Source organism: Sporosarcina sp. ANT_H38 (genome assembly GCF_008369195.1).
Classification (GTDB): domain Bacteria; phylum Bacillota; class Bacilli; order Bacillales_A; family Planococcaceae; genus Sporosarcina.
The window spans coordinates 26,098-44,084 of record NZ_VOBC01000006.1; the positions used below are offsets into that span (position 1 = coordinate 26,098).

The window sequence follows — 17,987 nt, forward strand, 5'->3', positions numbered from 1 at the left end:
CTGGTGAATAAAGACATTACTTTTAATACAGATGCAATATTGTTAGGAATTGGTATAATGGAGCTACCAATGAACTGTGTGGTGGTTATTTCGGAGGGTATAGCGAAAGTGAGGGAGCTTCCGGAGCATGGTGAATATCGGATTGTCACGCATGCGGGTAAAATCAAACGGATGCGGCGTGAGGAAGGGGAAGAGTTTTAAATATGTTTATGAACTACTTAGAAAAGTATGAACAAATTACGATCCTAGATTATTTTCTAATATCAGTAGTAGGAGGAGCGTTTCTCCTTACATCAGGATATATACTGAAGTTTTTAGTCAAAATAATAAAAGTTGGTTTCGCTAAAGGAATTAAACCAAAGATAAAGTCTTTAAAAGACAATTATCGTTACAGAAAAAGATTGAGGTCTGGGAATATCAATATCAATGACATTTTATTTCTTGAAAAAGCAGTAAGTGATGGAAGCGCAAGTAAGAACGAAAATAAAGCTTACCTAAAACATAAAGAACAATATAAAGGGTTAATTTTGAATGACGAGCAACAAGCTCGTTTTGATGAGGATATCAAACAAAAAGGTCGGGACTTATTAAGCAGAATGAACAGATACGATTTTAAAAATAAATAGTCCCCCTGGCCAACCAGAGGACAACGATTGATTACAGCATTGCGCTGTGTCATTTGTTGTCCTCTTTTTTTATTTCGAAAAAGGAGGAATAGACGATGGAAAACAATCAAGAGCGGTTGGATGAGATAAAGGCAGAACTTGCAGAACGCCACCAGGTGCCAATAGAGGAAGTTTCAAGAATGATTGACGGTGTGATAGTCGGGGTTACGGGGATGTCAGAATGGCTTAAACCATTTGTAGAGGGGCTATCTCAACTATGGAACTCGATGAAAGAAATCATTCTAGAAAACCATGAGAAAGCATTATGGAATACAGAGAATGAAGCGATGCACGGTTGGAATCTTGATTGGGATACACGCAAGCGCAGTCAAGTTATTTCGAACAAACCGCAGCACTTGGTACGCAAAATTATTCGATAGACATCGGTTTATATAAGGTTCGCGGAGATTTAGATATCGATAGGGGGCGCTTTCATGTTGAGTTGGGTGGATAAATTGGTTCCGGAGTATATCGAGGGCAGGCAGGAAATGAAAAAACGTGCGGATCAAGTGGACAGGGATAATCCGATTGAAATGAATGATTTGAAGCAGTTCAATAGCATGATTGATAGTATGACTTATTCGCTCGAATGGATGACTACTGGACGACAGCCGAACACTTATCGAGGGGTCGATGAAAAGGCTGTTTATCAACGTAGGTCGTATGAAAATATTGATTTGATTCCGGATATTGAAATGCAGTTGAGGGAAGAGAACGACATCAATAAAAAGCATCTGTTTATGACAAAAGAAGAAAAGATTATACTGGCTGATATTCTTTCTTCCTTCTCATTAAGAGAGCGGACATGCTACATATTGCATGAGGGGCAGAAGATGAGCATGGCGAAGATTGCGGACGAACTTGGGTTAACTAAAAGAAGTGTGCAGCAGTACATTGAGAGAGCTAGGAAAAAGGTGCATGAAAAAGTTGCATGACGTACGTTTGACGTACGGAGTCTAGTTACTTGAGGGGGAGAATAAAAGAGGGGGTGTGAGCGAGCGACATTACCCTTCTTACCAGCCCCGATACATACGTGTGATATTTATGAGATTTAGAGGATTTTCACCTTTTTTGGCGAATGATGTCAGTGAGGGGGCGAGATGATGATTACAATAAAAAACATTAAAACTTTAGAGGATTTAAAAGAAGAACGAGAAATCTTAAATAATCAATTAAAACATCTAAAAGTGAATAAATCAGAACAACTTCATGAAAATACAGTAAATTTGTTGAGAAGTATTCAAGCGTATTTAATGCAATTTGAATTAGATGTGCGTGAAAGTAATGATAACTTTCACAAAGGTTTTGTAGCAAACTATAAAAATGGTTTTTTAAGAGGAGAAGTAAAGTTTAATTCTAACAGCTTGCAAATATTCTTCGACGGTAATGTAATTGAAACCGTAGAGGTATTACCGAAACCAACCTTAACTATTTATTTGCAAGGTATTTCGGTAGAAAAGGATATATTATCAAATGCAATTTCAGACATTGATGATGAAATCAAAGAAATTAAAGATGAAATTAAAGCTTATGAGAAATTAGATATTGAATATGTGGTTAAAGGTGAGGATACCAATACTACATTCTTAAACTTAGGAGATGTCCTTAACCATTTAATTAATTAAATAAATAAAAAAGGTGCCACAGTATGGCACCTTTTTTATTTACTGGAGGTGGTGTTTATGGGATATGTCTAGTTGGGATGAAATTAAATTAGAGTGGGAAACAACAAAAACAACGCTTGCTGCATTGGCGGAAAAGCATGGTGTGAAACTTGGTACGTTGAAGAGTAGGAAAAGTCGTGAGGCTTGGGTAAGAGGTCCATCTAAGAAAGATGCAACCAAAAAACAAAAGGATGCCAAAAGGATGCAACCGAAAGAGGCCATTGTGGAGTCGGATGATTTAACCGATAAGCAGAGGCTTTTTTGTATTTACTACATTAAGTACTTCAATGCGACTAAGGCTTATCAGAAGGCTTATGAGTGCGACTACATGACTGCTAACGCTAACGGAAGTCGTCTGCTAGTAAATGCTAGTATTCGCAAAGAAATTACTAGGATGAAGGAAGAACGTGCATCCGGCATGTTATTAAGTGCAGATATGGTGTTGCAAAAGTACATTGATATAGCCTTTGCTGATATAGGAGACTTCGTTGAACGTAGCGATGGGGGCTATTCAATTGCAGTCAGACCACTGGATCAAATGGATACATCAATCATTGGTGAACTTAGCAATACTGAGAATGGAGTTAAGTTGAAGTTGGTGGACAAAATGAAGGCGCTCGATATGTTATCCAAATACTTCGACGTACTATCTGACAACGACAAGAAACGTCTGCAAGAAGAGAAGTTGAAAGCTGATACTGCTAAAGCTAAAGCGGAAGTCCACAGGATTACAAACGAAAACAAACAAGTCGCTCCACCAACAATTAATATCGTTGACGCTTGGAGTGATGGCGAATGAGTAAGGTCACTATCAACATACAAGAGAACGTTAATCCTAATTTCAAAGCAGTCTGGAAGACAAAGAAGCCATACAACATATTGCGTGGTGGTCGTAACTCGTTTAAGTCATCTGTGATAGCGTTACAGCTCATTTACATGATGCTGCAGTATTTGGTTAAGGGCGAGAAAGCGAACGTCGTAGTCATTCGTAAGGTAGGCAATACGATTCGGGATTCAGTGTTCCTTAAAATCCAATGGGCGATAGATAAATTCGGGATGGCCGGGCAATTCAAATCTACAGTTGCACCATTCAAGATTACTCATTTATCTACCGGATCAACCTTTTACTTCTATGGTTCAGACGACTTTGCAAAGTTGAAGTCTAATGACATCGGCAACATTATAGCCGTGTGGTACGAGGAAGCGGCAGAGTTCGGTAGTCCAGAAGAGTTTGACCAAACGAACGTTACGTTTATGAGGCAGAAGCACGATTTATCTGATTTTGTGCGGTTCTTTTGGTCTTACAATCCTCCTCGCAACCCTTACCACTGGATCAATGAATGGTCAGACGGAATGATTGGTGAAGATGACTACCTGGTGCATCATTCGAGTTACAAAGATGATGAATTAGGATTCGTTACTGAACAGATGCTTGCCGACATTGAGCGTATAAAGAAGAATGACTTTGATTACTACCGTTATATCTATCTGGGTGAGGCTGTAGGACTCGGTAATAACGTCTTCAACATAAACCTATTCAAAGAACTGAAAGGGCTGCCAGAGGACGACAGAGTTATTGGGCTCTACTACTCAATTGATGGCGGTCACGCTCAATCAGCTACAACATATGGATGTTTTGGATTAACAGCTAAAGGCAATGTTATATTGCTGAATTTGTATTACTACAGTCCAGCGGGTAGGGTGAACAAGAAGGCTCCAAGTCATTTAGCGAAGGACTTGAATGATTTCATAACCAAGACATCGACGCAAAATCTGTTTAAAGGCGCTAGAATCATGAAGCGGACGATAGATAGCGCAGAAGCGGCCTTGCGGAATCAATACTTTGCAGACTATGGACAGCATCTGGTGCCGGTAGCTAAGAAAAAGAAAGTAGATATGTTCGATTACGTTCACAGCTTACTTGCTGATGGGCGTTTTTATTATTTAAAGGATCCTTATCCAATTGGAATGCCATTTACAGATAGCACAGAAATATTCATTGAAGAGCATAAGAAGTTTAGTTGGGATGAGAAGACGTTGCATACGGATAACCCGCGTGTAATTGAAGAGGATGACCATTCAGTCGATATGTTTGTTTACCTGTGTCTGAGTAACGCGAGAGACTTCAGATTGAAAGTCTAGGAGGTGAATATTGCATGAGTAAAGACTATTTAAAGGTTGATTTTACGCTTGGAGACACAGTAGAAAATGCTGTAATTCAGTTGTTGGGATACAAAGAAGAAGGGCAGTTGGCTTGTGGTCAATTTAATGGAATTACTTTATATTCAGATACCGTGACAATGGATGAAGCATACAAAGAAATCACCGGAATGACAAAGACGGAATTCGATGAATACACCGAGGAACTTAGGAGGTGAATCCGTGAGCATCATTGATCGCATCAAGAATCTATTTAAGAAGGGAGGATATGCATTGTCAGGGCAAACACTGAAATCTATTAATGACCATCCTAAAATAAATATAGATCCTGCCGAACTTGCTAGGATTGAATCAAACTTTAGTATCTACAAAGGTAATTACCCGAGTATTGAATACGTTAACTCAGCAGGGCACCAGAAAGAACGAGACTACATGAGCATTAACATGATGAAGTTGAGTTCGAGCTTGCTGTCGGGGCTTGTGTTCAACGAGCAATGTGAAATCGTTGTATCGGATGCGGAAGATGAAGATAACGCAGCTAACACGTATGAATCAGCTAATGATTTCATTCAACATGTATTCGAACATAATGATTTCAAGAAGAACCTTGCGAAGTACCTGGAGCCGATGTATGCAACAGGTGGATTGACAGCCCGACCATACGTAGATATGGCTAGTGGACAAGTAGAGTTCTCATGGGCCTTGGCAAATGCGTTCTATCCTCTTCGAAACAACAGTAATGGCATTTCAGAAGGTGTAATGAAATCAGTAACCATGAAGATGGTCGGCGGTAAGGCGGTCTATTACACATTGCTAGAGTTTCACGAATGGAGTAACGGCGTTTATGTCATATCCAATGAGTTGTATAAGTCAGACAACAAAGGCGAGATTGGTAAACGAATCCCATTGGGTGAATTATACGAAGAATTGCAAGAAAGCACACCTATAATCGGATTGACCAGACCACTGTTTAACTATGTTGCACCATCGGGATTCAACAATATAAATCCGCATTCGCCATTAGGTCTAGGAATTGCAGACAACTCTAAATCAACGCTTAGAAAGATTAACGATACGTATGACCAGTTCTGGTGGGAAATCAAGATGGGGCAACGTACAGTGTTTGTAAGTGACTTCATGCTGCAGACATTGCCGTCAGAGGATGGGATGGCACCTAAGCAGATATTTGATGCAGACACCAACGTTTACAAGTCTATGCGAATGACTGCCGACGAGGAAATGGTCAAGGACGTTACGAGTGACATTCGTACAGATCAGTATATTGCAGCTATCAATCAATCATTGAGAACGCTAGAGATGGAATTAAAGATGTCGGTCGGTACATTCTCGTTTGATGGTAGATCGATGAAAACGGCGACTGAGGTTGTGAGTGAGAACGATTTGACCTACAGGACTAGGAACGACCACGTCAATGAGGTTGAGAAGTTCATCAAGGGATTGATTGTTTCGGTCTTAGAGTTGGCCAAGGCTACCACATTTAATGGCAAGAAGATATTCGATGGAGAAATCCCAACCTTTGAGCATATCGGTGTCGATTTCGATGACGGCGTGTTTCAAGACAGGTCGGCTTTGCTAACGTTCTATGGCCAAGCTAAGTCATTCGGATTGATACCTACTGTAGAAGTCATTCAGCGTGTGTTTAAGGTGCCGAAAAAGACTGCCGAGGAATGGTTAGAGATAATTCAGTCGGAGCAAGTGGAGATGGATCCGATGGTGGTTAAGACCAGAACATCTAAAAAAATATTTGGTGACGAGGAGTGATGACGATGAATCTGAAAGAAATCGTTGAGCAACTACAAAAGTGTGGGTTTGAATGTGAGGCTGGTCCTTTGGAAAACAACACTGCTTTTATCGAATTGAAGGAACTGGCTGATTCAGAAGAGGATAGAGTACTTCAAGATAAAGCGGACGGCGCACGTGAGGAATATTTAGAGTCACTTGATTGAAAGGGGTGATTGAATGAAACCTAAAATCACACCACATCAATTGGATCTATGGTCAGGCAACATGTCTGACCTATACAACTCACTTGAAGGAGAAATCATCCGTATCATCATCAACCGTTTAAGAGGTGGTCATAAGGATATAGCCTACTGGCAAGCCGAGAAGCTGTCAGACTTGCACCTGTTTAATCGTGATGTTACAAGGATGCTCGCAGAAGTCACAAACGTAGCTGAACCCGAAATATTGCGGATGTTTGAAGAAACGGGTAGAACCGTTTTAAATGACATCGACAAAGCAATGCCATATCCGGATAAACCAGTGCCTAACAACCTAGATAACGTCATGAGAGCCTATCACAATCAAGCTTGGGGTGAGATTGGTAACTACGTTAATCAGACACTCGTAACCACTCAATACGGTGTGGGGACGGCTCAACGTGCTTATCAAGATGTACTCAATAAAACGGCTGCATCGTTCAATACAGGGCTGTATACATTTGAGCAATCGGTTGAGCGCGCTATCATGGATTTAGCACAGAAAGGTATTAAAAGCACGTTCGTTGATAAGGGCGGCAATCATTGGAGTCTTGAGGGATACACAAGAACCGTCTTGAAGTCCACGCTAGGCAACACATACAACGAGCTCCGAACCGAACGCATGGGCGAATATGGCGTTCATACGGTAGTTGTTACAAGTCATGCAGGGGCACGGGCGCAATGTTCCAAGATACAAGGACGTGTGGTTGACTTAAGGCAGCCTAGTGAGATTCCATTCGATAGTGAATATAAATCTATTCATGATCCATCATGGCATGCTGATTATGGTTTGCCGGGTGGTCACCGTGGTGTGAATTGCCGACATTTGCATGTTCCGTTTATTCCGGGAGTCAATACCAACAACCAACCTGAGTTTGATGCCGAACTCAATGAGGAAGTGGCGAACGCACGTGATACACAGCGCAGAATTGAACGTGAAATCGTCAAATATAAAAAAAACCTCATGGTGGCCGAAGCGATGAATAGCGACAATGTAGACCACTGGAAGATGATGGTTAGACGTCGGCAAGGTGCAATGAGGGAACATTTGGGTAAGAATGACGAGTATTTAAGGCGGAACTACAAACGAGAAGCTATATATACACCACTGAAAACGTTACTTGGCGACTTCTCTTATGATAATTGAAAGGAGGCGATCCTTTTCTCGGTTCGTGCATCCGTTATTGCACCTGACTTTAGCAACAGTCATTAAACAGGCTTATTTGTCGTTCGTGCAACGTAAATGCGCAAACCTTTCGAGGACTCGACCTCGTAAAAATAATGTATAAGGGAGAAATGAAAATGAATAGAGAAGCACTAAAAGCACTTGGTTTAACAGATGAGCAAGTCGATTCAGTTATGGCGAGCCATGGTTCGGTAGTTAACGCAACAAAAGGCGAACTAACGGCAATGACGACTGAACGAGACGACTTGAAAGGGCAACTAACTGATCGTGATACACAGTTAAATGACTTATCGGGTAAGGCAAAAGATAACGAAGAACTATCGGCTGAAATTGACCGTCTGAAGGGTGAAAACGCAACAGCTACAACTGAACTGCAAGAAAAGCTAGACAAGCAAGCATTTGATTTCACGCTTGAAAAAGCATTGACAGGCGCAAAGGTTCGCAATCCTAAGGCAGTAAAAGCATTGCTAGACACTGATTCCATCAAGTTGGATGGCGATAAGCTGCTTAATCTCGATAGCCAACTAGATACGCTGAAAGCATCTGATGCATATCTATTCGAAGTGGAAGAAGTGCCACCCAATTCACCAGCAATCGTCACGCCAGGCAATCCTAACGGTGGTCAAGGAACTGCCGAAACAGACCCATTTGCAGCGAAACTTGCTAAATACGAATAAAAAATAGAAAGAGGTAATGTGAAAATGACAAAGAAACCAGAACTATTGCGACTGAAGATCCAATTCTTCGCAGGAGAAAACAACAACCTAGCAGTACGTAGTTACCAAAAACAATTCAAGGAGTTATTGCAAGCTGTCTATCAGAAGCAAGCATACTTCGGAGAGTTTTTCGGCGGAGGAATCGAAGCGCTGGACGGGGTTACACATAACAAAACAGCGTTCTCTATCAAGACTAGTGATATTCCTCTAGTTATCGGTACGGAATACAACAAAGATCCTAACGTGGCGTTCGGAACAGGCACAAGTAACTCTACTCGTTTCGGTCCACGTACTGAAATCATCTATACAGACACTGACGTTCCTTATGATTGGGAATGGGCGTTTCATGAAGGTATTGACCTCCATACGGTTAATAACGACTTCGCGGCAACTGTTGCAGACCGTTCGGAATTGCAAGCGCAAGCGAAAGTACAGATGTTTGACAACAAGGGTGGATTGTTCATCTCAAATGTTGCGGATCGTACGCTTAATTTAGCTAGCCTGTCAAACGATGCAGTGCTAAAACTATTCAACGACCTATCCAATGCATACGTGAACATGGAAGCGATCGGTACTAAAATGGCTTGGGTTAAACCGGATTTGTATAATACAATCGTCGACCACCCAATCACTACTACCGGTAAACACTCCGGTGCAAACATCGACACTAACGGAATCATCACGTTCAAAGGATTTCAAATCAAGGAAGTACCAGAAACGAAATTTCAGACTGGCGAACTTGCTTATACATCTATTGTGGGTGTAGGTAAACAGTTCACGGGTATCAACACAGCACGTACAATTCCATCCGAGGACTTTGACGGCGTAGCTTTCCAAGGGGCGGGTAAAGCGGGGGAGTACATTCTACCGGCTAACAAAAAAGCGGTCATCAAAGTGACGCTTACTCCAGGAGGTTAATGTTAATGGCTAAATATAAAGTATTACAAAAGTTTGTGAATCTCGAAACGAATGAAGAGTACGAAGAAGGTCAAGAAGTCGAATTGACTGTTAAACGTGCTGATGAAGCTATCGCCAACTTGGAAAAGTGGGACGGTAGCTTTTTAGAGCGCATCGACAATGCGAAAAAAGAAGACAACGAGGAGGGCGAATAGCCTTCCTTTTAAAGGAGGGTTAATCATGCCTTATCTTACGTTTGATGAATTCAAAGTATTAAATGATGTGGATATTGATGAAACAACTTTTAAAAAATTACTTCCTAAGGCTTCGGCTATATTGGATAGCGTCACAAGTTACTTTTATCACAGAATTGAAATCAATACAGATAATTCATGGCGAGTGAAGCAGTTTAAAATAGCTCTGTGCAGTCAAATCGAGTACTTCAAAGAGTTAGGGGCTACCACATTCGAAAGCATCAACAAGTCGCCTCAGTCGTTCTCGGCAGGACGGACAAGCGTATCTAATGCTAGTCGGTTTAATCCAAGCGGAGAGAATGAGAGTAAGTCCTTAGTTGCCGAAGAAGTATTTATGTATTTGGAGGGAACCGGGCTACTCTATTCTGGAATCGGGGTGAGCGCGCGATGATGCCAAAACCACCAATTGAATTTTGTGTTGATTCATTTGTCTACAAGGAGTACACAGGCACAAACAACTATTCCGAACCAATATATAAAGATCCTATCACTATTGAACGCTGTCGAATTGATAGAGGCGCGGCATACACGTCCACAACGTCAGGGAAACAACTGCTGTATAATGCGGTTGTTTTTTGCTATGAAGGCATGACGACCCCGTTGCCTGTATTTAAAGTGCAATCGGTACTTGAATACGACGGCAATGAACATGCGATAACTAAAGTCATTCCGAATCTCGAAGCCTACAGCGCAACCATCTATTCGTATGAATTAGAGGTGGTCTGATGGCGGTGACAATCGATTTGAGCGGAGTTATGAATAGGCTTAGTCAAGATGCTATAAGGCGTGGTCGTTACGCTGTAGCTAATCAAGCGTTGTCGGATATGAATCAATTTGTTCCAATGGATGAAGGAACTTTGAGGATGACTGCCACAATCGACATTGACGGCGGAGGAATCAACTACAACACGCCGTATGCGAACAGCTTGTTTTACATGTACAAACACAACTACACAACACCGGGCACGGGTCCTAGATGGGACTTGAAAGCCAAGAGTGCATTTATGTCTGACTGGATAAGAGCGTTTACGGAAGGAATGAATCGCTAATGGATTTCACGGAAAGGTTATGCGACAAGATTAACACCTCTCCGAAGTTGCCGACACCGTGTAAGCTTGGTTACTTAGGAGTAGGTGAGTCATTCGTGTTATATCCATTGCCTGGCTCCCGAGTGACGCAAGAATACATGGACGGCACGACTGACCAACAACTGAACTATGAAATTTCTTTTAAATCAAAGTCTCATAGGAGCATTAACGACACTCTTTGGGCAGTCCAAACAGAATTAGAGAAAACGAAGAAGATAATCAGTGGTAACGGTTCTTTTGAATTCGATGAGCTGATTATCACCAACAAACCATTCATAAATCAGATTGACGAACAAGGATGGTTTGTATTTCTGTTGAACGTGCAAGCAAAAATTACAGTATTTTGAGGAGGAAATTATAAATGACTAGACAAAAGAACGCGTTGCGAGGGCATTTCATTCAAGCATATGTAGCGGGAACGGAAACAAATACAGAGGTATGGCTAGAATTAGCGAAATACATTTCTTCAATTTCCGATGACACGAGCGAGGAAACGGAAGATACAGCCTTCTATGACGGTGATGGAACACCAGAAACATCTGTAATCTCGGTTGCCGGTGCTTATTCTATCGAGGGGCAATATGACCCGACAGACGCGGCGCAGGAGCTTATCGCAGGGTTGAAATACAAAACTGGCGAAGGGCGTAAGGTTCACCACAAGGTTGTTTCTTCCGCTGGAACTAAACAATGGATTGGTCGCGCTACTGTAACGGCTATCGTTGCGGGATCTGGTGACGCATCTGCTTACGAAACGTTCTCTTGTAATATCCGATTCGATAGTATCCCGAAAGAATCAGTGGTAGTCGCAATCTGACAATGAAGCTGTAACAATAGCACTAAATTAATGTAAGGGGTGTCCAATCGGGCATCCTTTTTTCTATTTAATTAAAGGGGGAATTTACATGTCAGAAGTAGTAGAAATTGATATTCAAAGATCCGGCTTCCCAATCAAACTAGGAAAGATTGAACTTTGGTTCGATACTTCATTTGAAAACTTACTAACGTTTTTCAAAGTCGAAGAATTAGCACAAGAGAAGTTGAAAGAAGCGCAAGAAAAGGCCCAAGCGATACACTTTCCGGATGAAATCAACGCGGAAACGTTAGAAGAAGATACGGTAAAAGCGGCATTCGATGTAAATAGGACGTTTATCGGCGCTCAGTACGACATTATCTTCGGGGATGGCGCGTTTGAAAGAATATACAAAGAGTATCCAGACGTTGCGGCATTGGAACAAACACTAGAAATCGTAGGCGTAGCAATCGGTAACAAGCTAGAAACAATGGAATCAGAACGATCAACTAAAACCGAATTAAAGAAAAGTGAATTTCTAGCGAAGAAGAAGTCTAAAAAAGTAGGTAAGTAATATGAGGCTGAACGATCCGTTAGTTACCTCTTTTGTATTTGAAGAGATCGAATATCAGATAGATTTGTCTTTCGATAACGTGCTAGACGTGTTCGATGTCTTCGACGATGAGGATTTAAGAACTTACGAGAGTGCGGAAATCTGTTTGTCATTACTGCTCGGTGATGACGTTACACCGACTTTAGACTTGTGGAACCACGTTTATTCAGAGTTTATCCACGTTGACAACAAGCAATCCGTCGAATATGACCGCAAAGGTAACCCGATGCCAGTCCAAAAAGAAAACAAGAAGGCAGTAGATTACAGCAAGGACGCAGGATACATATATGCTTCCTTTCGGCAGGCGTACAACATTAATCTGTACCACGAGCAAGGAAAGTTACACTGGCGTGAATTCGAAGCGTTGCTGAATGGATTGCCGAGTGAAACGATACTTCAAAGGATAGTACAAATTAGATTGTGGGAACCGTCGAAAGGTGAAACTGGCGAATACAAACAAGCTATGTTGCAAATGCAGAAAGCTTATTCGTTAGAAGAGGAGGAGGTGGAAGAATAATATGGCGTCAGATGGCAGTATTCGTATTGATATTATCATTGATGGCAATCAAATAACGGCAGCATCTGCTGCATTAGCTGCATTAGCGGCGGCCGCAAATAGCGCCGGAGGTCAAACAAATGCACTATCACAAGAAACAAACAGAGCATCTAGCGGCATAAGGGACATGGCGATATCAATCGGACTTGTGGCGGTTGCGTCAAAAGCCTTTGATATATTGAAATCCGCATTGGGTGGTGCCGTTTCTCGCTTCGATACACTGATGGGCTTTCCTGTAATAATGGAACAAATGGGATTCAGTAGTGAACAAGCGACTAATTCTATTAATAAACTTTCTGACGGTATACAGGGGCTTCCTACGACGTTGGACGGCATCGTAAAGAACACACAAGGAATCGCAATATTAACTGGTGACTTAGATACCGCGACAGAGACCGCGTTAGCATTAAACAACGCATTCCTGGCAAGTGGATCAAGTGCCGGAGATGCAGAACGTGGGCTTACTCAATACGTCCAAATGCTTTCAAAAGGATCAGTGGATATAATGGCGTGGCGAACACTCCAAGAAACAATGGGGTATGCGCTTAAAGAAACAGCGACGGCTTTTGGATTTACAGGTAAGGCGGCACAAAACGATCTATACGCAGCGTTGAAAGATGGCGACATTACGTTTGAAGCGTTTAATGCCAAATTAATAGAGTTGAACGGTGGCGTTGGTGGATTTGCTGACGTAGCTAAAACGAGTAGTGCCGGTATTGCCACTTCAATGAGCAACCTGAAGAACGTTGTAACGGTTGGCGTGGCTAACATGATTATCTCATTCGATAAGTTGTCAAAAGAGGTCACAGGCAAGAGTATAGCTGAAAACATGGATAGCCTGAAAGTCGTTGTAAAGGCGGCGTTCAAAGTCATGGGCACAGCTATTGAAAGCGCAGCTCCTATAGTTATCGCATTCGCTTCTGTCGTTCAATCGTCAATTCCGGTTGTTCAGGCGTTGACACCAGCCATTATTGGTTTGGCGGCGGCTTACGTGACGTTCAAAGTAGCGACAGCGGCATATGCGGCAGTGGCGGCAGGACAAGCGGTGTTAGCAACGGCACAAGCGTCAATGTGGGCTTTAACGTTAGCTACAAACGCACAAGTGGCAGCTCGGATAGTTATGACGACGACGGACAGAGCTGGAAACGTCGTAACGGTGGCAAACACAGGCGCGGTCACACTTCAAACTTTGGTTATCGGATTATTGTCAAGACAGTTAACTCTAGCGGCGGCAGCGGTTGCCATTAAGACGGCGGCCACGGCGGCATGGGGTGCGGCAATGCAAATTGCATTAGGTCCGATTGGTTGGATAACGGCCGGGGTTGGGCTGTTAGTCACTGGTGTCATTGCGGTTGTTGCGTGGTTCAAGAAATCCACAGAAGAGGGCGAAAGACTAACGGCGGTTACGAATGCCTTGGGCGAATCAACGTCAGCGCTAAATGAATCATTGAACGGTACTTCTTCGACTTACGAAAAGAACCAAGCGGGCATTCAAGCAACCGCTGCAGCAAACACGGATTTAATTGCCAAGATAGAAGAGTTGGCCGCGGTACAAGGTAGGTCGGGCGCGCAAACAAAGGAACTGAAAGAATATGTGGATCAACTTAATGGGTCGGTAGATGGGTTAGGTCTGGCGTTCGACAAAGAAACCAATTCACTGAGTATGTCTTCCGAACAAATGGCGGCTAGAATTAAACTCATGCAAGAAGAAGCGACTTTGGCAACGGCGAAAGAGCGACTTCTCGAAATATCTAAAGAACAATATGAAGTTGATGCGAAAATGGCTGAAACAAAAGAATTGCGCAAAGAGTTGAATTTGAGGGTTGAAGAAGGCGGCAAGGCGGCTAGAGAAGCAAAAGACGAAATCGAGAAATTAGACGTGCAAGAAGCGGCATTGACAGAAACCTCTGCCGGTCTAGCAGTCCAACAAACTGAGACAGCGGCACAAGTGACGGCGTCTGTTGCGGCGGTAGCGGAAGCGACCAAGAACAGCGTAGACGACCAATTGAGGAGTTACGCTAGTTTAGAAGATGGCCAAAAGGACATTGTGAATTCGCTAAGAGATACGTGGTTGGATTACACGAAACAAGCCACTGACATGTTTGATAAACTTAGCGACAAATCAAAAGTGTCAGTAACTGAAATGACTAAAAATCTCCAAGAGAATCAACGAATTATGGGTGAATGGGCGACCAACATCGCCAAATTGGCTGAACGTGGCATTGATGAAGGTCTACTAAGCACGTTGAGAGACGCGGGTCCAGAATCGGCAGGGCATGTCAAAAATCTAGTTAATGCATCCGACGCAGAACTACAAAAACTCAGCGGATTATTCGCCAAGGGTGGAGACGTGGCGAAACAAACATTAAGTCAATCGCTAGGTAAAGAGAACGCAATAGTAATGGAATCAGTCGGACACCTAGTAGCACAGGCCGGTGATTCTCTTACAACACAGATTAAAAAAGCCGACTTTGCATCTCTTGGTAAAGCTATGCCGGAAGGTGCGGCGAAAGGAATCACGGACGGAACAAAAGACGTAGCTGAAGCATCAAAGAAAATGGCTACGGAAACAGAGAAAGCTTTCAAAGGTGCAATGGAAATCAAAAGTCCGTCTGGTGTATTTAAAAGGGATGGCGTTCACATAACAGAAGGTGTCGTGTTAGGTATAAATGACGGCACACCTAAGGTTGTCTTGACCGTGAACAAGTTAGTCAAAGCAATGTTGCTTCCGTTCGCTAACATTTCTGCTGATTTCCAAAAGATCGGCGGCTTTGCGGCAGACGGTCTGAACGTTGGTTTGAATAACGGTTCTTCTAAAGTTATGGCTACCGCAAGAGGGCTTGCAAATAGCGTTGCTTCTGAAATGAGAAGGGCGTTGGATATTAACTCCCCAGCTGGCGAGACTATAGCGATCGGTGAATTTACTGGTCAAGGTCTCGCTATTGGTATTGAATCCACTAAGGAATTGAATAAGAAAGCGGCAAATACCGTTGGTGAAGTAATTAAAGAAGCAACAAGAAAGAATGCTACAGAAGTAACCAAGATTGCCGATGAGGCCGAGAAAAAACGTACAGAGATTCAAAATGATTACAACAAAAAACGTGCTGAACTTTCTAAGAAATCCGCGTCATCATCACAAGCGGCATTGAAGACGCACAAGAATAAAAAAGGTGATATTGTCACGACTGGCGAGGCTAAAGTCTACAAGATCCGTTCGGATGCATCCGCTAAACTCACCAAGTTGAACGAAGATGAACAAAAGAAACTAGCAACAATTAATACGAAGGCATGGGCGGATATGCAGAAGAAAGAAAGTGAGCTCTCCAAAGCCAGACTTGAAGCTCTTAAAAGTTTCGTAGCTGATAAGAAGTCGATGGAGGATATATCCCTAGCGGCTGAGTCAGAGGTGTGGAGAAAATCATTGGTTCTATTCACGGACGGCTCCAAAGAACGCATAGAGGTTCAGAAACAACACCAGGCGGCACTTAATACGCTCAATGATAAGATACTAAAAGAAAACGAAACGTTCATCGGTAAAGTGGCGACTATCAACGACAAGTTGCGTGAAAACGAACAAAAACTGACTGATGATTATACGAAGTCGGTTGATGATCGTACAAAAGCGTTAACCAATTTCGTTAGTATCTTTGATGCTTACGAGTACAAGTTTGAACAATCAGGTCAAGATTTGACAAGTAATCTAAGGTCGCAAGTTTCGGCGCTTGAAGAGTGGTCCCGTATGTTCGAAATGTTATCCGGAAAAGCGATTGATAAGGGGTTGCTTGAAGAATTGCGGATAATGGGAGTTAAGGCTTTACCTCAAATGGTGGCATTAAACACGATGACAGATAGAGAACTTACGGAGTATTCGGATCTGTACAAGCGTCGATCTAAATCTGCAAGGGAGCAAGCCGAAAAAGAAATGGCTCCAATGAAAGCCAACACTGAGAAACAAATAATTGAACTACGCAAAGCCGCTAACAAAGAACTTACTTTGCTAGAGGTCGATTGGCTCGCCAAAATGAAAGCTATCACTAGAAGTAGTGATGAAGAATTGAAGACACTTAAATCAATAGGTGTAAGTGCCGGACAAGGGTTACTGAACGGTTTGTCATCTATGGAGTCGTCGCTAGTCAACAAGGCTAGATCGATAGCTGAGAACGTCAAAAAGGCAATGGCGAAGGCGTTAGACATTAATTCCCCTTCAAGGTGGATGCGTGACTTTATTGCTGGCAACATGGCGCTTGGCTTCATTGCGGGCGTTGACAAAAACGAATCGAAAATATTGAACGCAGCCAGTCACTTCGGAGAATTAATGAAGCCGAAAATGAGCGACATCATGATTCCGAATGTCAACATTAGACCGTTTAATCCTTCATTCGGCGGCAGTGGTGGCGGTTCATCATCGACCGACAATCGAAAATCAGTAACGAATAACATTGAAAACCATTTTACTCCTGCTGAATCAACACCGTCAGAATCGGCGCGTAAGCAAAAACAACAACTTCAACGACTAGCTTTGGAATTATAAGGAGGGGGCGCCATGATCAAATTAAACTTCACGAATACAAGAGGTCAATCAATAGAGTTGTACGGCTCCCCCTTCCGACTTTCCAAGTTCGAAGGGTTGGGGGACGTTGAAGCTGATATCCAGATGCAGAAGTCCCCATTCCAAGACGGCAGCACATACACAGACGCATTATTGATGAATCGTTATATCACTCTAGAATTAAAGATTGAAGGAAAAGACGAGGTTGATCTTGCCAATAACAGACGGTTGCTGTCGGGGATATTCAGTCCGAAGTTAGGACCAGGGATATTGCAATACACCGACGAAAGTGGTTCGAAACAAATTTACGCTGTTGCAGAGGGCGTGCCTACTTATCCGGATGGTTCAACTAACAGGGGAAGAACATTTCAAAAGGCTTTGCTATTCCTGGTCTGTCCGAATCCCTACTGGCAAGACATCAATCCTATCAGTATTAAACTACAAGATTTCGTGGGCAACTTCTTCTTCCCGATATCATTCCCTGCCAGTTTTTCAATTCGTGGTGACGAGAAGAATTTGTTAAACGAAGGACACGCACCCACACCGATTAAAGTCACATTTAGAGGCGAAGCAGTCAATCCGATGATTACGAAGGTCTCCACAGGCGAATTTATCCGGATTAACCGTACGATTCCTGCTGAACATAGTTTGGTAATTACGACGGACTTCGATTACAGGACGGTCCGTATCGTAGACCCATACGGAAATGAAAAAAACGCAATGGGTTATATCGACTTGGACGGCACGTTTTTCTCTCTCGATGTGGGCGAGAACAATCTGAAATTCATTACAAGCGGTGGCAACCCCGAAGTGTTCATAGAGTATCGAAATTTGTATTTAGGAGTGTGA

23 protein-coding genes are annotated in these 17,987 nt (G+C 42.6%); all 23 read left to right on the forward strand.

The genetic code is table 11. The features are described from left to right. Positions 1 to 3 precede the first annotated feature (3 nt). The 23 genes from FQ087_RS20840 (at position 4) to FQ087_RS20950 (ending at position 17,987) form a co-directional block, all read left to right on the forward strand. A complete protein-coding gene (locus tag FQ087_RS20840; protein ID WP_149582527.1) occupies positions 4 to 201 on the forward strand; it encodes an XtrA/YqaO family protein in 198 nt (65 codons plus the stop codon). Positions 202 to 203: 2 nt separating this feature from the next. Beyond that, the gene (locus FQ087_RS20845) at positions 204 to 626 is read left to right on the forward strand and encodes a hypothetical protein (RefSeq protein WP_149582528.1); all 423 of its coding nucleotides are present in this window, start codon (positions 204 to 206) and stop codon (positions 624 to 626) included. Between the two features lie 95 nt (positions 627 to 721). Then, positions 722 to 1,045, forward strand: coding sequence for a hypothetical protein (locus FQ087_RS20850; protein ID WP_149582529.1), 324 nt, complete (start codon positions 722 to 724; stop codon positions 1,043 to 1,045). Between the two features lie 54 nt (positions 1,046 to 1,099). Next, positions 1,100 to 1,600 (forward strand): sigma factor-like helix-turn-helix DNA-binding protein, encoded by a 501-nt coding sequence (locus FQ087_RS20855; protein ID WP_149582530.1) that lies wholly within the window; start codon positions 1,100 to 1,102, stop codon positions 1,598 to 1,600. A gap of 168 nt (positions 1,601 to 1,768) precedes the next feature. Next, positions 1,769 to 2,290, forward strand: a complete 522-nt coding sequence (locus FQ087_RS20860; RefSeq protein ID WP_149582531.1) for a hypothetical protein — start codon at positions 1,769 to 1,771, stop codon at positions 2,288 to 2,290. Between the two features lie 64 nt (positions 2,291 to 2,354). After that, the gene (locus tag FQ087_RS20865; protein ID WP_149582532.1) at positions 2,355 to 3,128 is read left to right on the forward strand and encodes a terminase small subunit; all 774 of its coding nucleotides are present in this window, start codon (positions 2,355 to 2,357) and stop codon (positions 3,126 to 3,128) included. Further along, positions 3,125 to 4,471, forward strand: a complete 1,347-nt coding sequence (locus FQ087_RS20870; protein WP_149582533.1) for a PBSX family phage terminase large subunit — start codon at positions 3,125 to 3,127, stop codon at positions 4,469 to 4,471. Before FQ087_RS20865 ends, FQ087_RS20870 begins: the two co-directional genes overlap by 4 nt. Positions 4,472 to 4,485: 14 nt before the next feature. Beyond that, complete coding sequence (locus FQ087_RS20875; RefSeq protein ID WP_149582534.1) at positions 4,486 to 4,707, forward strand: hypothetical protein; 222 nt, start codon at positions 4,486 to 4,488, stop codon at positions 4,705 to 4,707. 4 nt (positions 4,708 to 4,711) lie between these two features. After that, the gene (locus FQ087_RS20880) at positions 4,712 to 6,271 is read left to right on the forward strand and encodes a phage portal protein (RefSeq protein ID WP_188006847.1); all 1,560 of its coding nucleotides are present in this window, start codon (positions 4,712 to 4,714) and stop codon (positions 6,269 to 6,271) included. A gap of 5 nt (positions 6,272 to 6,276) precedes the next feature. After that, complete coding sequence (locus FQ087_RS20885) at positions 6,277 to 6,456, forward strand: hypothetical protein (RefSeq protein WP_149582535.1); 180 nt, start codon at positions 6,277 to 6,279, stop codon at positions 6,454 to 6,456. A 13-nt stretch (positions 6,457 to 6,469) separates the two neighbouring features. Continuing rightward, positions 6,470 to 7,636 (forward strand): phage minor capsid protein, encoded by a 1,167-nt coding sequence (locus FQ087_RS20890; RefSeq protein ID WP_149582536.1) that lies wholly within the window; start codon positions 6,470 to 6,472, stop codon positions 7,634 to 7,636. Positions 7,637 to 7,791: 155 nt separating this feature from the next. After that, on the forward strand, positions 7,792 to 8,352 hold the full coding sequence (locus FQ087_RS20895) for a phage scaffolding protein (protein WP_149582537.1): 561 nt from the start codon (positions 7,792 to 7,794) through the stop codon (positions 8,350 to 8,352). 24 nt (positions 8,353 to 8,376) lie between these two features. After that, positions 8,377 to 9,309, forward strand: a complete 933-nt coding sequence (locus tag FQ087_RS20900) for a phage capsid protein (RefSeq protein WP_149582538.1) — start codon at positions 8,377 to 8,379, stop codon at positions 9,307 to 9,309. Positions 9,310 to 9,314: 5 nt separating this feature from the next. Next, positions 9,315 to 9,503: a hypothetical protein gene (locus tag FQ087_RS20905; protein ID WP_149582539.1), complete on the forward strand. Its 189-nt coding sequence runs from the start codon at positions 9,315 to 9,317 to the stop codon at positions 9,501 to 9,503. A 25-nt stretch (positions 9,504 to 9,528) separates the two neighbouring features. After that, positions 9,529 to 9,933 carry a head-tail connector protein gene (locus FQ087_RS20910; RefSeq protein WP_149582540.1) on the forward strand — a complete coding sequence of 135 codons (405 nt, stop codon included), beginning with the start codon at positions 9,529 to 9,531 and terminating at the stop codon, positions 9,931 to 9,933. Next, positions 9,930 to 10,268, forward strand: coding sequence for a putative minor capsid protein (locus FQ087_RS20915; RefSeq protein WP_223145621.1), 339 nt, complete (start codon positions 9,930 to 9,932; stop codon positions 10,266 to 10,268). The genes FQ087_RS20910 and FQ087_RS20915 overlap by 4 nt, the downstream gene beginning before the upstream one ends. Further along, on the forward strand, positions 10,268 to 10,591 hold the full coding sequence (locus FQ087_RS20920; RefSeq protein ID WP_149582541.1) for a minor capsid protein: 324 nt from the start codon (positions 10,268 to 10,270) through the stop codon (positions 10,589 to 10,591). The genes FQ087_RS20915 and FQ087_RS20920 overlap by 1 nt, the downstream gene beginning before the upstream one ends. Next, a complete protein-coding gene (locus tag FQ087_RS20925) occupies positions 10,591 to 10,977 on the forward strand; it encodes a phage tail terminator protein (protein ID WP_149582542.1) in 387 nt (128 codons plus the stop codon). The genes FQ087_RS20920 and FQ087_RS20925 overlap by 1 nt, the downstream gene beginning before the upstream one ends. A gap of 14 nt (positions 10,978 to 10,991) precedes the next feature. Beyond that, the gene (locus tag FQ087_RS20930) at positions 10,992 to 11,444 is read left to right on the forward strand and encodes a phage tail tube protein (RefSeq protein WP_149582543.1); all 453 of its coding nucleotides are present in this window, start codon (positions 10,992 to 10,994) and stop codon (positions 11,442 to 11,444) included. Positions 11,445 to 11,532: 88 nt separating this feature from the next. Next, positions 11,533 to 11,994 carry a hypothetical protein gene (locus FQ087_RS20935; RefSeq protein ID WP_149582544.1) on the forward strand — a complete coding sequence of 154 codons (462 nt, stop codon included), beginning with the start codon at positions 11,533 to 11,535 and terminating at the stop codon, positions 11,992 to 11,994. A 1-nt stretch (position 11,995) separates the two neighbouring features. Continuing rightward, positions 11,996 to 12,550, forward strand: a complete 555-nt coding sequence (locus tag FQ087_RS20940) for a Gp15 family bacteriophage protein (RefSeq protein WP_149582545.1) — start codon at positions 11,996 to 11,998, stop codon at positions 12,548 to 12,550. A 1-nt stretch (position 12,551) separates the two neighbouring features. Next, complete coding sequence (locus FQ087_RS20945) at positions 12,552 to 17,120, forward strand: tape measure protein (protein WP_149582546.1); 4,569 nt, start codon at positions 12,552 to 12,554, stop codon at positions 17,118 to 17,120. Between the two features lie 12 nt (positions 17,121 to 17,132). Further along, positions 17,133 to 17,987: a phage tail family protein gene (locus FQ087_RS20950; protein WP_149582547.1), complete on the forward strand. Its 855-nt coding sequence runs from the start codon at positions 17,133 to 17,135 to the stop codon at positions 17,985 to 17,987.

Coding starts and splice junctions, on each gene's coding strand:
- FQ087_RS20940 (WP_149582545.1), top strand. CDS start 11,996: ATGAGGCTGAACGATCCGTTAGTTACCTCTTTTGTATTTGAAGAGATC.
- FQ087_RS20845 (WP_149582528.1), top strand. CDS start 204: ATGTTTATGAACTACTTAGAAAAGTATGAACAAATTACGATCCTAGAT.
- FQ087_RS20890 (WP_149582536.1), top strand. CDS start 6,470: ATGAAACCTAAAATCACACCACATCAATTGGATCTATGGTCAGGCAAC.
- FQ087_RS20860 (WP_149582531.1), top strand. CDS start 1,769: ATGATTACAATAAAAAACATTAAAACTTTAGAGGATTTAAAAGAAGAA.
- FQ087_RS20895 (WP_149582537.1), top strand. CDS start 7,792: ATGAATAGAGAAGCACTAAAAGCACTTGGTTTAACAGATGAGCAAGTC.
- FQ087_RS20865 (WP_149582532.1), top strand. CDS start 2,355: ATGTCTAGTTGGGATGAAATTAAATTAGAGTGGGAAACAACAAAAACA.
- FQ087_RS20850 (WP_149582529.1), top strand. CDS start 722: ATGGAAAACAATCAAGAGCGGTTGGATGAGATAAAGGCAGAACTTGCA.
- FQ087_RS20900 (WP_149582538.1), top strand. CDS start 8,377: ATGACAAAGAAACCAGAACTATTGCGACTGAAGATCCAATTCTTCGCA.
- FQ087_RS20870 (WP_149582533.1), top strand. CDS start 3,125: ATGAGTAAGGTCACTATCAACATACAAGAGAACGTTAATCCTAATTTC.
- FQ087_RS20855 (WP_149582530.1), top strand. CDS start 1,100: ATGTTGAGTTGGGTGGATAAATTGGTTCCGGAGTATATCGAGGGCAGG.
- FQ087_RS20915 (WP_223145621.1), top strand. CDS start 9,930: ATGATGCCAAAACCACCAATTGAATTTTGTGTTGATTCATTTGTCTAC.
- FQ087_RS20920 (WP_149582541.1), top strand. CDS start 10,268: ATGGCGGTGACAATCGATTTGAGCGGAGTTATGAATAGGCTTAGTCAA.
- FQ087_RS20905 (WP_149582539.1), top strand. CDS start 9,315: ATGGCTAAATATAAAGTATTACAAAAGTTTGTGAATCTCGAAACGAAT.
- FQ087_RS20930 (WP_149582543.1), top strand. CDS start 10,992: ATGACTAGACAAAAGAACGCGTTGCGAGGGCATTTCATTCAAGCATAT.
- FQ087_RS20945 (WP_149582546.1), top strand. CDS start 12,552: ATGGCGTCAGATGGCAGTATTCGTATTGATATTATCATTGATGGCAAT.
- FQ087_RS20950 (WP_149582547.1), top strand. CDS start 17,133: ATGATCAAATTAAACTTCACGAATACAAGAGGTCAATCAATAGAGTTG.
- FQ087_RS20910 (WP_149582540.1), top strand. CDS start 9,529: ATGCCTTATCTTACGTTTGATGAATTCAAAGTATTAAATGATGTGGAT.
- FQ087_RS20885 (WP_149582535.1), top strand. CDS start 6,277: ATGAATCTGAAAGAAATCGTTGAGCAACTACAAAAGTGTGGGTTTGAA.
- FQ087_RS20935 (WP_149582544.1), top strand. CDS start 11,533: ATGTCAGAAGTAGTAGAAATTGATATTCAAAGATCCGGCTTCCCAATC.
- FQ087_RS20875 (WP_149582534.1), top strand. CDS start 4,486: ATGAGTAAAGACTATTTAAAGGTTGATTTTACGCTTGGAGACACAGTA.
- FQ087_RS20925 (WP_149582542.1), top strand. CDS start 10,591: ATGGATTTCACGGAAAGGTTATGCGACAAGATTAACACCTCTCCGAAG.